Source organism: Escherichia sp. KTE114 (genome assembly GCF_000407765.1).
Taxonomy (GTDB): Bacteria; Pseudomonadota; Gammaproteobacteria; order Enterobacterales; family Enterobacteriaceae; genus Escherichia; species Escherichia ruysiae.
The window spans coordinates 1,103,390-1,115,014 of sequence record NZ_KE136626.1; the positions used below are offsets into that span (position 1 = coordinate 1,103,390).

Sequence of the window (11,625 nt, forward strand, 5' to 3'; positions counted from 1 at the left end):
AATTAAAGGTTATTTACTGTAATATTTTCGGTAAAGATAACGGACCCCTGCTATAACACCGGTTACGTAATGATGCTGGACTAACAAATGCTTATATCTTTTCTTAAATTCGATAACTGATTTTGCATCTCTGGGAGAATCATTTTTCCATGGCGAATTATCTAACGCTATTTTAAAATATTTTACCGATGGATAAATTGCCCATTTATGCCACGGTTTAGTTGCTCCTGTATAATGGATGAGAAGCGTGTTTTCTGTAATCAACTTTTTATAGTTTTGATGTGTTTTATCTTTTAATTCGCTTTTAATGGTATAAATAGTATTGAATTCACGAGGCAAAAATATTGTCATCCCTTTCAATAGAACATTCATAACATCTTGATCAGGATATTTATAAACATTATCTTTACTCATAAGAATAGATAATGCTTTCTCTGTTAGTTTTGCATTAGCCCATTTCTTTAAGTCTAAATAAACTACTCCTGAATTAAAGTAGTGTCCCCGTAGTTCAGGATCAGACAACCTGGATACCGCTTTTTCCTGCATTGGCTCAACATCTTTAACAACAGCAGCCACCGCTCCGTTTAAATCCAGATGCAGTAGTTGGCTAATATCACCCTTACAAACAACATCCGCATCAAGATAAAGTAAACGATCAAGCGTCAGGCCCAATAATTGAAACGCAAACAAACGAAAGTACATTGCTCTTGACCAGACCTGTGTACAAGGTAAGCACTGAAGCTTATCAGTATTAATTCTATAAAGCGTGATTCTTAATTGGTACTGCCTTGCAAGTTTTTCGACCTTTTGAAAAAAATCATCATTATAAACATCAGCAACAATATAAAAATCAAGATTAATATGTCGATTATTTAGGACAATTGATGTGATAGAAACACCTACACCATCAAGATAATTAGCATCGACACCATAGGCAACATTTAAACATTCAGAAGTATTTTTATTAGTTAGCCTAAAATCCCAGGCTTTAACTTTATCTATCTCTATGGCAGGAAATGAGTCCACAAGGCTACCCTTATATCATTACTTTATAGATTCCCAGTTTAATGCTTTATCTTTTTAATAAAATACAAAAGATAATTGCTAAATCCTTTTAGATATCTATGCTTTTTCAGCATATGTTTTGCGCTATACCTTAATTGATTGCTATTGTTTGGTTTCAGCAACGCCGTATTCTTCCATGGCGAAGCATTTTTTGCCTCCATAAAGGCTTGTGATACAGGATAATCCCAGGCCCAATCATGCCAGGGCTTGGTCGGACCAATATAATGGATAAAAATAGTATCGCTGGTTACTGGATTTTTAAAACTTTCTTTGAGCTGATAATTTAAGCTAAACTGTGTATTGTATTTTATATCAGCAAAAATAAGTTTATCTGCCAGTAGCATATTTAATACATCCTGATCAGGATGTGTTATTTTTTTTACTATTTCCGGATCATTTAACATTGCAATGGCTCGTGCAGAAACCTGCTCAACTGCCCATTGGTTAGTATTGATCAATAAAAAACCAGAGTTAAAATAACCTTTAGCAATCCCCACAACACTTAACGAATGTGCACGTTTTTCCCACCAGTCATTTTTTCCTTCGGTAACAACCATTGCGACTGTATGATCAGGAAACGTGAAATTAATAAGTGGTTCTATAGTTCCCTGACAAACGATATCTGCATCCAGATATAGAACTTTAGGTGTTTTATTGATAAAGTAATCTGCAATAACAAAACGAAAATAAATTGCATGAGTCCAGTTCTTGGTACTTGGCAATGAACGGAGCCGATCGCCATTAATTAAATATACCTTAATCCTGGTTTTATATTGCTGAGCCAGAGCATCAAAATATTTTCGTTCATCTTCACAAAAATGATCAGTGAAAATATGGAAACATAAGCGATTTCCTTCATTATATTTTAATATTGAAGCAATCGAAATTCCGCAACCAAAAAGAAAATTTTTGTCAGTTCCATAAGCAATATCCAGACAAAGATTTTCTGTTTCCACTTTATAATTGTAATCAATAACTGAATTGAGAAATTCAGTCTCCTGGAAAAAAACCTGCTGCATCATTTCCTCCGGGAAATAACAGAAATAATTATCTTTTGTAATCTATCGTAATATTTCTGCTGGTAAAACTTATCAATCGATGCCGGAATTTTTTCATGTGCGATGTGAATTTCGCCGGCTATGTATTTATTGAGAAGAGCGACAAAACCGGTTATATCCCCCGGTTGATACAAATGACCATTAATATCAGGCTGGATGATGTCAGCAGGCCCGGAGATACAATCTGCACTGATACAAGGAATCCCCCACGATAAGGCTTCAAGTAGAGTCATAGGGAAACCTTCAAAAGATGACGTGAGTAATAACGCACTCACTTTTTTAATATCTTGCTGAACTAATTCCCAGGGATGTTGTTGCCAACCATACCAGACAATTCGATCATCAATATTTAATTCCCTACCATAAGCCTGGCATTTTTCGAAATCGGAACCATCTCCCAATACATGAAGTTTCCAGTCACCTTGCACTTGTGATAAGCCATCAAGCAGATCTTTTACGCGCTTTTGACCTTCGAATTTCATGCGCCCAACATAAATAAATGTTGCCGTTTCACCTTCCTCGGGTACGGGAATGACGGAATCTTTCGCTTCGACAGGGTTAAAAATAACGTTTATCGTCGATTCTGGTACACCCCGGTTAATCATTTGTTGTTTAATACCGGAGCTGATTGCTAAATGATAGTCGGCACAGGTGATATATTCAGCATGTTTTTTATGATCTAAAGAAAAATGCGGCCATGAAAATACAGGTACATCAACTCCAGATTTTTTACGAGCTTTTGCCGCATACAAACATGAGATGACATCAATACAAATAACAACATCTGGCTGATAATCCTGAAGCCATTTGCTTAAAGCATGAATATGCTTCGCCCGACGTAAAAAACCTAAGCGAATGTTGGAAAATGAACACGAGTACTTAATACCTTCCAGCCATCCCTTATCCATTTTGTCGTTACGGCAAAAGAAAAACATTTCACTTTGGATATTTTGTTGTCTGAAGGTGGTAATAACATTTCGAATGACTGTTTCCATACCGCCAAATCCTGAAACAGCTTCGCCGATAAACGCTATTTTCATAGAAATTCTCATTAATTGAGTAAAACTCACTGTTTTAATGTTTTATTTGTCTATAAAATCAGAAACAATTATTGACATCATTTTATCAGGACTGAATTTATATAAACTATCATAATCCATTGGTTTAACAGATGAGTTAATAAAATACTCTAACGTATCCCAATCATCATGACCTATTATAAAGAAGCGAGACTCACTATAGATTTCTGAACCAAGTATATTTATATTATTAGTAATTAATTTTTTATTGAAAAATAATGCTTCGAGTATCCGAAGAGTCCAGCCAGATTGGTTTTCTTTAGTTATATCAACAATTATATTAGAACTTAATGTTCTTCTAATATTTTCTTCATAGGGTATTTGTTTTTCAATCAAATACTTTGAAGTCGGAGAGGATGTCTTATCTTTCACAACATTAAAATCAAGCTTACATCCTAGCTTTATTAATCTATCGGCTAATTCATTAATTATTTGAAGGCGCCCTTTATCACGGCCAAGGAAAAAACATATTGGCTGGTTGTTATTTTTGTCAGATAAACTATATCTTGTAATTTCCTCCATCCCTATAGGAAAAAATTGTTCTATTGCTTTGGTCTTTTCATTTCCTATAAATCTATGCTCAAAATCATAGATAATATCGAAATAATTAGAATTATCAAGAATAAAATCTTCGCTAACAGTATTTCTTAGCAGCAAAACCTTATGGCAATTAATATTTTTTAATATTTGTTTGTTAATGCCTTTATCAATCACGCTGTCATTAAAAATAATTATATCATCCTTTTTTACAGCATTAAGGTTATGTTTGATAAATAATCGCCCCAACCATGCATTATCCATCCCTAACTTCGAAATTTTCTTATTAAGCCAGTTGTATTTTTTTGGAGTTGTTATGTTTTTTATCTTATACTTTCTTTTCAAGTACTGGATCATTTTTAATTCATAATCTGCAACCCAGTTTATAAAATAAATAGTCATAATGAAGTTAGTTCCAGTACATACTGATAAATATTTTTATAAACCTTTGCGTTGAGTTCGCTCTTTAATGCGCTCGGCCTTAACACTTGCCATGTTCAATAAATTACATTCAAGAGATAATATTTTGCGTAAAGGCATCCCAAAATAAACCTTCATAAATCGCCATATATCTCTTTGCGTCAGGCCAATATTCATCGATGAAAAATATAGACCAATCAAATCCTTATCCCGCCAACGACGTGGTACTTTTTCCCGTATCTGCGCACGATGCAGGTCTATTACCGAAATTTTTAATTCTTCTTCCCGGCCAGTGAACGGTAAATGAAGCAAAAAGTGGCAGATATAACAATCACGGTGATTTATTCCTGCTGCGTGCATTTTACGCACCATGGTTGCCACTCGTGTAATCAGCATACGCTTAACACGTATATCAGGAGGATTAATTGCCCAATCTGCACAATAATCTTCAAGGCTAATCGTAGGAGTGAGATCTTCGGTAATAATAAATGATGTGCGGGTTAATGGATTTAACCCTTTTTCACCAAACCCTATGCCGTGCATCGTATCAACACCGACATCATGCAGTCGATGAATAGCGTGCCACTCTCTGTCTGCGCCTAAAACTGGCATACGCAATGAGAGCAGGTTTTTTATAATTTCTTTTAAGGTCGTACCTTTGTGCCATTTAAGGAAATAGCTTTTCCCAGCCAGTTCAAAACGTAATGTTCGACGTGTCTCGAGTTCGCGAAAGACTTCGCCATTCAGTTTTTTAACTTCTGTAAAAGCATCTTTACCACGCCAAAGTGTGGCAAGCGGCTCTTTTAATTCAACCATCTAAACCACCTGTAATAATATCTGCGGCTTTCTCTGGCAGGCTGTACAAATCCTGAGTATCGGCATAATGGCGAGCATTCTCCGCCCAGGCCATTCGTAGCGAATACTGTGTTAACGCTTTGCGTAAGATCGCATTTAATTCTTCCTGACGGAATGGTTCCGCGATAACTGCTCCACAATTAGCATCTGCAATATAATGCGCGTATCCACATACTGCGGTTGTCAAAACAGGTAATCCAGCGGTGATCGCTTCAAGGAGAACAATACCTGCAGCTTCCTGGTAAGCGGGATGTAGTAAGAGATCTGCCGCTGCCATTAATTCAGACACGTCATTCCTCCCGGAAAAGAAATGCACGTTGCTACGTACCCCAAGTTTTTCTGCCAGCACTTCAAATTTGCGTGGTTTATCCTGACCAACGACAAACAAAAGCGTATTGTGGCGTAATGATTCCGGTAACGATGCCAAAGCCTTAATTGAGCGATCCACACCTTTACGACCGAAATCTGACCCAACCTGTAGCAATAAGTTTTGTTGTTCGGTTATGCCATTTTTCTGACGATATATTTCACGACTGTTTGGGATTTGCTCGCTGTATTTCCTGTCCGGATAGATGCCCGGCGGAAGAATTTGAAAACGTTCTGGTTCAGTCTGGTAATGCTTCTGGAAATCAGCGATTTGCTTATCGGTCAGCATCATGAGTTTCGTCGATTTACCATGTTCGAAAGTCGCTCGCTCAAATGCAGCATAATGGCGATAACGTGATGTTAAACGATATAAAAATCCCTTTTCTTGCGCCACTTTCTCGGCATAACAGACATCGGCGGCAAAATAGACATCCAGCCCAGGCATCTTATTAAACCCAACGACACGATCAGCAGGATGCGCTTTGAGATGATTTTGTACCCAGGCATAATATTCTGCATTACGTCCATGGTTAGTATGGGATTTAACCGGTACGCGAATAAGCTCAAATGCTTCCGGGCAATCGCCTTCCCACGACTGTGTATATACCCGAACATGGTGGCCCCGTGCGGCAACTGTTGACGCAATACGCATAAAGTCACGCTGTAGACCACCAAATGGAAAATATTTATATAAACAAAACGCCACGATCATAATTATGCATTCCTGTTAGCTGAAGGAGCATCTTCTGGCAACAGCTTTTCCGTAGCGGCAATGACATCTTCCGCTGGAATAACAGAAAGATATTTTTTGTTGCGGTCAAGTTCGTGCCGGGTAGGCATTTGTTGATAATTACCCGCCCAGAATTGAATAATATTATCGGTCCATGGACGCCAGAATACATGATCAGTGGCTCCAAACAGGCTAATAACTGGCGTCTTCACCGCCGCCGCAATATGCCCTGGCGCAGAATCCACACCAATAAAGAGTACGGCATGATCAATTAACGCACCCAGTTCAGGAAACCGTGTTTTACCTGCAAGGCCAGTGATAGGTTTTGTTTGGCAGCCTTGCGCTATTTCATCTACACAGGCGAGATCATCTGCCGAAGGCCCACAGGTCAGCACAACCTGATAACCGCGCCGTTGCAAAGCATCGATAACCATAGAAAACTTATCGTTATCCCAGCACTTAAATATCTGACGAGCTGTCGGTTGGATGACGACATAATGATCTTTCACGCCCAGAGCATCTAATTCCTGCCGCATTTTCTTCCAGCAATCCTCGGCGTAACTCATTGTTGTGTCGGTGTAGAAATCGGTAATACCTAATGGCTCAAGGACCGATAAATTACGCTCAACAATATGTGTACCGTGTATTGGCGCTAAGTGTGTAAAGCTTTTTTTCCAAATACTATGCTGCCGATGACCATAAAGTTGCGATATTTTCATACGTGCAGGTAAACAACGTACCAGCAGTGCTACCATCCATTGATCCGTAAGATTAATGACCAGGTCATAATTATTCGCACGCAGAGTTTTTATCAACGAAAGCACATTTTTAATTTTATCGAATGTTCCCGCACCTTTATTGCTTATACCGTAGAGTGCATTAATTTCTGGGTTTTCAGATAAAATCGGAATTGTATCCTGGTAAAGCAGCATATCGATTTTTGCAGCGGGATAATTCTGCTTGAGTGTACTGATTACAGGAGTAGTTAATAACATATCTCCGTGATATCGCATCTTTATGACCAGGATATTTCGAAATGGCTTTTCCACTAGCGACTCTTTTGTATGATTGTCTGGTTAAGTTAAGCAGAAAAAAAGCACGCTACCGCCCCAGGCTCAACAGCTACCTGAATACTGATAACGCACTTACTTTGGCGTGCTAGTGTATCATTTCTTTCGCAGCAATCCGACCCGAATGTTTTTTATACACAAAATAGTTTTTAATCATAAAAATCATACAGATAAAAAACAATATACAGATAATTCTGGTACGAACGATGCCTATATAGAGTTGCAAATTGGGTCGGGTTTCAATGAATCGCATAAAAATACAAAAAAACTGAAGATGTCGCGGCAGATCAGACCAAACAGAAGCTATTTAAGTCAAAAACGGGAAAAGTAATGGTAAAGCCCCAGCTAAATACATAGAATCCCCAGCACATCCATAAGTCAGCTATTTATTATGCTCGAATTGCTTTACACCGCCCTTCTCTACCTTATTCAGCCGTTGATCTGGATACGGCTCTGGGTGCGCGGACGTAAGGCTCCGGCCTATCGAAAACGCTGGGGTGAACGTTACGGTTTTTACCGCCATCCACTGAAACCAGGCGGCATTATGCTGCACTCCGTCTCCGTCGGTGAAACCCTGGCGGCGATCCCGTTGGTGCGCGCGCTGCGTCATCGCTACCCTGATTTGCCGATTACTGTTACAACCATGACGCCAACCGGTTCGGAGCGCGTACAATCGGCGTTTGGGAAGGATGTTCAACACGTTTATCTGCCTTACGATCTGCCCGATGCGCTTAACCGTTTCCTTAATAAAGTCGACCCTAAACTGGTGTTGATTATGGAAACCGAGCTATGGCCTAACCTGATTGCGGCGCTACATAAACGTAAAATTCCGCTGGTTATCGCCAACGCGCGACTTTCTGCGCGCTCTGCGGCAGGTTACGCAAAACTAGGCAAATTCGTTCGTCGCTTACTGCGTCGTATTACGCTGATTGCCGCCCAAAATGAAGAAGATGGCGCGCGTTTTGTGGCGCTGGGCGCAAAAAACAATCAGGTTACCGTTACCGGTAGCCTGAAATTCGATATCTCTGTAACGCCACAACTGGCTGCTAAAGCAGTAACGCTGCGCCGCCAGTGGGCACCGCATCGCCCGGTATGGATTGCCACCAGTACTCATGATGGTGAAGAAAGCGTGGTGATTGCCGCGCATCAGGCGCTGTTAAAGCAGTTCCCGAATTTATTGCTCATTCTTGTTCCACGCCATCCGGAACGCTTCCCGGATGCGATTAACCTGGTCCGCCAGGCTGGACTAAGCTATATCACACGCTCTTCCGGAGAAATCCCTTCCGCCAGTACACAAGTGGTAGTTGGCGATACGATGGGCGAGTTGATGTTGCTGTATGGCATTGCCGATCTCGCTTTTGTTGGCGGTTCATTGGTCGAACGCGGTGGGCATAATCCGCTGGAAGCCGCTGCACACGCCATTCCGGTACTGATGGGGCCGCATACCTTTAACTTTAAAGACATTTGCGCACGGCTGGAGCAGGCAAGCGGGCTGATTACCGTCACTGATGCCGCTACGCTTGCAAAAGAGATTTCCTCTTTACTCACCGACGCCGATTACCGTAGTTTTTATGGCCGTCATGCCGTTGAAGTGCTGTATCAAAACCAGGGCGCGCTGCAGCGTCTGCTTCAACTGCTGGAACCTTACCTGCCACCGAAAACGCATTGAGGTTGTTATGCAAAAACGGGCGATTTATCCGGGTACTTTCGATCCCATTACTAATGGTCATATCGATATCGTGACGCGCGCCACGCAGATGTTCGATCACGTTATTCTGGCGATTGCCGCCAGCCCCAGTAAAAAACCGATGTTTACCCTGGAAGAGCGCGTGGCGCTGGCACAGCAGGCAACCGCGCATTTGGGAAACGTTGAAGTGGTCGGGTTTAGTGATTTGATGGCCAACTTCGCGCGTAATCAACACGCTACGGTGCTAATTCGTGGCCTGCGCGCAGTTGCAGATTTTGAATATGAAATGCAGCTGGCGCATATGAATCGCCACTTAATGCCAGAACTAGAAAGTGTCTTTTTGATGCCTTCAAAAGAGTGGTCGTTTATCTCTTCATCGCTGGTTAAAGAGGTGGCGCGCCATCAGGGCGATGTCACCCATTTCCTGCCGGAGAATGTCCATCAGGCATTGATGGCAAAATTAGCGTAACTTTTATGCCGGATGGTATACCATCCGGCTCGCATGAATTACTTCTGGCACTGCCGGCAATAAAACGTCGCCCGCTGCGCATGTTTAGTCGCCACAATCGGCGTACCACACACCCGACACGCCTCGCCTTTACGCCCGTAAACCTGCAATTCCTGAGCGAAATAACCCGGTTTACCGTCACTTTGTAGAAAATCTTTCAGAGTTGTACCACCCTGCTCAATCGAACGCAGCAACACCGCTTTAATCACCCGAGCTAACAATTCGCACTCCGCCAACGACAGTGATGACGCCAGCCGATCCGGATGGATCCCCGCCGCAAACAGTGATTCGCTGGCATAGATATTCCCCACGCCCACCACCAGCTTGTTATCCATCAGCCAGGGCTTAATCGCCGTTTTTTTCTTCGCGCACTTCTGATGCAGGTACTCACCGTTGAAATCGTCGCTAAGCGGCTCAGGCCCAAGATGAACCAGCACATTGTGCCCCTCCAGCTCTTTGGTCCACAGCCAGGCACCAAAGCGGCGCGGATCGGTATAGCGCAGCACTTTGCCGTTGCTCATCACCAAATCCACATGGTCATGCTTTTCAGGGGGAAGTTCTTCTGGAAGGATTCGCAGGCTGCCAGACATACCCAGATGAATGATAATCCAGCCCTCTGGCAGCTCCAGCAGCAGATATTTAGCCCGGCGCTTCACGCTAAGCACTGGTTGGTCGCTTAAACGGTAGATTTCTTCCGAAACCGGCCAGCGCAAGCGTCCGTTGCGCACCACCGCATGAAGAATAGTCGCACCAACGAGATGCGGTTCTATTCCGCGACGGCTGGTTTCAACTTCTGGTAATTCAGGCATAGCATCTCCGGGAATGAACAGATGCAGTCAATATGGGGGCAAACAGATAACAAAAAACCCCGCCGAAGCGAGGTTTTTCGTTACATTAAAGCGAGAATTATTTAATTTTCGCTTCTTTGTAGATCACGTGCTGGCGAACAACTGGATCGAATTTCTTCAGTTCCAGTTTTTCCGGCTTAGTACGTTTGTTCTTCGTAGTGGTATAGAAGTGACCAGTACCAGCAGAAGAAACCAGCTTGATTTTCTCACGAATACCTTTAGCCATGATTTATTTCCTCTAAGTACTTAGTACTTTTCGCCACGGGCACGCAGTTCAGCCAGAACTGTATCGATGCCTTTTTTATCGATTACACGCATACCTTTAGCAGATACGCGCAGGGTGACAAAACGCTTCTCGCTCTCAACCCAGAAACGGTGAGAGTGCAGGTTCGGCAGGAAACGGCGTTTAGTCGCGTTCAGTGCGTGGGAACGGTTGTTACCGGTCACCGGACGCTTGCCAGTAACTTGGCAGACTCGGGACATGTCTATTCTCCAAAAATCAAATTAGCTCGAGCTTCGTATGGGGTATTGGCGCCTCGTCAGGCTTTACAGCCCGGTCATCGCAGTTCTATGTGAACTCTCGATTGCCAGGCCCAAATGCCAAACCCGAGATTCTCAAAGGTGGCGTAGTATACGCTGACTCGGCGATGTGCTCAAGTCCCGAACAGACAAAGATCCCGAAGGATCGCGCATAGCGGGTTAAATCCAGCCGCGTTCGGCAAAAGAAACATATTCTCCACGCCCAATCACGATATGGTCGAGCACGCGTAATTCCATGAACTGACAACTTTTTATTATCCGTTCGGTGATGAGTTTATCCGCTTTACTGGGTTCAGCACAACCCGAAGGGTGATTATGGGCAAGGATCAGTGCCGACGCGTTTATTTTTATCGCTTCGCGAACAATCTCACGCGGATGGACTTCTACATGGTTTAGTGTGCCGGAGAACAATCTGCTGTGGGTAAGTACCCTGTGTTGTGAGTCGAGAAAGATCACCATAAAGATCTCACGCTCCTCGCCCGTAAGCTGGCTTTGTAAAAATTCCCTCGTCATCTCTGGGCTGAGTAACGAGCTTTCTTCGCGCATCCTCACGTTGTAGTAACGTCGCGCCAGTTCGGCAATTCCCTTTAACTGGGCGAATTTCGCCACACCGATTCCATGAACGCCACTAAATTGTTCGTATTCGGAGGATAACAATCCGTAAAGAGAACCGAAATTCTCCAGCATCTCTTTCGCCAGGGTTAACACATCTTTACCGCGCGTTCCTGTACGCAGAAATAGCGCCAGCAGTTCAACATCCGTTAACGAGCCAATGCCCAACTTCAGCATTTTTTCGCGTGGCATCAACAATTCTGCATTGCTTTTCACCTTCACCTCCTTTGTGGAGAGCGCATCCTGTCAT

Annotated in this window: 13 protein-coding genes; 2 read left to right on the top strand and 11 right to left on the bottom strand. The window is 42.6% G+C overall.

Annotation, left to right across the window (positions count from 1 at the left end):
- Positions 1-9: 9 nt before the first annotated feature.
- The 7 genes from rfaJ to rfaQ are packed head-to-tail and all read right to left on the bottom strand — an operon-like array spanning position 10 to position 7,159.
- Positions 10-1,026 carry a lipopolysaccharide 1,2-glucosyltransferase RfaJ gene (gene rfaJ / locus WC5_RS15480; RefSeq protein ID WP_000376849.1) on the bottom strand — a complete coding sequence of 339 codons (1,017 nt, stop codon included), beginning with the start codon at positions 1,024-1,026 and terminating at the stop codon, positions 10-12.
- Between the two features lie 38 nt (positions 1,027-1,064).
- Positions 1,065-2,084, bottom strand: coding sequence for a lipopolysaccharide 3-alpha-galactosyltransferase (gene waaO, locus WC5_RS15475; protein ID WP_001188022.1), 1,020 nt, complete (start codon positions 2,082-2,084; stop codon positions 1,065-1,067).
- Positions 2,084-3,163, bottom strand: a complete 1,080-nt coding sequence (waaB, locus tag WC5_RS15470; protein ID WP_000683971.1) for a lipopolysaccharide 1,6-galactosyltransferase — start codon at positions 3,161-3,163, stop codon at positions 2,084-2,086. Before waaB ends, waaO begins: the two co-directional genes overlap by 1 nt.
- 42 nt (positions 3,164-3,205) lie before the next feature.
- Complete coding sequence (gene waaS / locus WC5_RS15465; protein WP_016231513.1) at positions 3,206-4,141, bottom strand: LPS core biosynthesis protein WaaS; 936 nt, start codon at positions 4,139-4,141, stop codon at positions 3,206-3,208.
- Positions 4,142-4,177: 36 nt separating this feature from the next.
- On the bottom strand, positions 4,178-4,975 hold the full coding sequence (gene rfaP / locus WC5_RS15460; RefSeq protein ID WP_000229844.1) for a lipopolysaccharide core heptose(I) kinase RfaP: 798 nt from the start codon (positions 4,973-4,975) through the stop codon (positions 4,178-4,180).
- Positions 4,968-6,092, bottom strand: a complete 1,125-nt coding sequence (rfaG, locus tag WC5_RS15455) for a lipopolysaccharide glucosyltransferase I (protein WP_000634279.1) — start codon at positions 6,090-6,092, stop codon at positions 4,968-4,970. The genes rfaP and rfaG overlap by 8 nt, the downstream gene beginning before the upstream one ends.
- A gap of 2 nt (positions 6,093-6,094) precedes the next feature.
- Positions 6,095-7,159, bottom strand: a complete 1,065-nt coding sequence (gene rfaQ / locus WC5_RS15450; protein ID WP_010351059.1) for a lipopolysaccharide core heptosyltransferase RfaQ — start codon at positions 7,157-7,159, stop codon at positions 6,095-6,097.
- A gap of 412 nt (positions 7,160-7,571) precedes the next feature.
- Between rfaQ and waaA the strand changes: the two genes are divergently transcribed.
- Together waaA and coaD are read left to right on the top strand one after the other, a co-directional pair.
- Positions 7,572-8,849, top strand: coding sequence for a lipid IV(A) 3-deoxy-D-manno-octulosonic acid transferase (gene waaA, locus WC5_RS15445; protein ID WP_000891556.1), 1,278 nt, complete (start codon positions 7,572-7,574; stop codon positions 8,847-8,849).
- A gap of 7 nt (positions 8,850-8,856) precedes the next feature.
- Positions 8,857-9,336, top strand: coding sequence for a pantetheine-phosphate adenylyltransferase (coaD, locus tag WC5_RS15440; RefSeq protein WP_001171866.1), 480 nt, complete (start codon positions 8,857-8,859; stop codon positions 9,334-9,336).
- Positions 9,337-9,374: 38 nt separating this feature from the next.
- Here coaD and mutM read toward each other — a convergent pair whose 3' ends face one another.
- The 4 genes from mutM to radC form a co-directional block, all read right to left on the bottom strand.
- The gene (gene mutM / locus WC5_RS15435) at positions 9,375-10,184 is read right to left on the bottom strand and encodes a bifunctional DNA-formamidopyrimidine glycosylase/DNA-(apurinic or apyrimidinic site) lyase (protein WP_001114526.1); all 810 of its coding nucleotides are present in this window, start codon (positions 10,182-10,184) and stop codon (positions 9,375-9,377) included.
- 97 nt (positions 10,185-10,281) lie between these two features.
- On the bottom strand, positions 10,282-10,449 hold the full coding sequence (gene rpmG / locus WC5_RS15430) for a 50S ribosomal protein L33 (protein WP_001051798.1): 168 nt from the start codon (positions 10,447-10,449) through the stop codon (positions 10,282-10,284).
- Positions 10,450-10,469: 20 nt separating this feature from the next.
- Positions 10,470-10,706: a 50S ribosomal protein L28 gene (gene rpmB / locus WC5_RS15425; protein ID WP_000091955.1), complete on the bottom strand. Its 237-nt coding sequence runs from the start codon at positions 10,704-10,706 to the stop codon at positions 10,470-10,472.
- A gap of 216 nt (positions 10,707-10,922) precedes the next feature.
- The gene (radC, locus tag WC5_RS15420; protein WP_010351060.1) at positions 10,923-11,591 is read right to left on the bottom strand and encodes a RadC family protein; all 669 of its coding nucleotides are present in this window, start codon (positions 11,589-11,591) and stop codon (positions 10,923-10,925) included.
- Between the last annotated feature and the right edge of the window lie 34 nt (positions 11,592-11,625).

Coding starts and splice junctions, on each gene's coding strand:
- waaO (WP_001188022.1), bottom strand. CDS start 2,084: ATGCAGCAGGTTTTTTTCCAGGAGACTGAATTTCTCAATTCAGTTATT.
- waaB (WP_000683971.1), bottom strand. CDS start 3,163: ATGAAAATAGCGTTTATCGGCGAAGCTGTTTCAGGATTTGGCGGTATG.
- waaS (WP_016231513.1), bottom strand. CDS start 4,141: ATGACTATTTATTTTATAAACTGGGTTGCAGATTATGAATTAAAAATG.
- rfaP (WP_000229844.1), bottom strand. CDS start 4,975: ATGGTTGAATTAAAAGAGCCGCTTGCCACACTTTGGCGTGGTAAAGAT.
- rfaG (WP_000634279.1), bottom strand. CDS start 6,092: ATGATCGTGGCGTTTTGTTTATATAAATATTTTCCATTTGGTGGTCTA.
- waaA (WP_000891556.1), top strand. CDS start 7,572: ATGCTCGAATTGCTTTACACCGCCCTTCTCTACCTTATTCAGCCGTTG.
- coaD (WP_001171866.1), top strand. CDS start 8,857: ATGCAAAAACGGGCGATTTATCCGGGTACTTTCGATCCCATTACTAAT.
- mutM (WP_001114526.1), bottom strand. CDS start 10,184: ATGCCTGAATTACCAGAAGTTGAAACCAGCCGTCGCGGAATAGAACCG.
- rpmG (WP_001051798.1), bottom strand. CDS start 10,449: ATGGCTAAAGGTATTCGTGAGAAAATCAAGCTGGTTTCTTCTGCTGGT.
- rpmB (WP_000091955.1), bottom strand. CDS start 10,706: ATGTCCCGAGTCTGCCAAGTTACTGGCAAGCGTCCGGTGACCGGTAAC.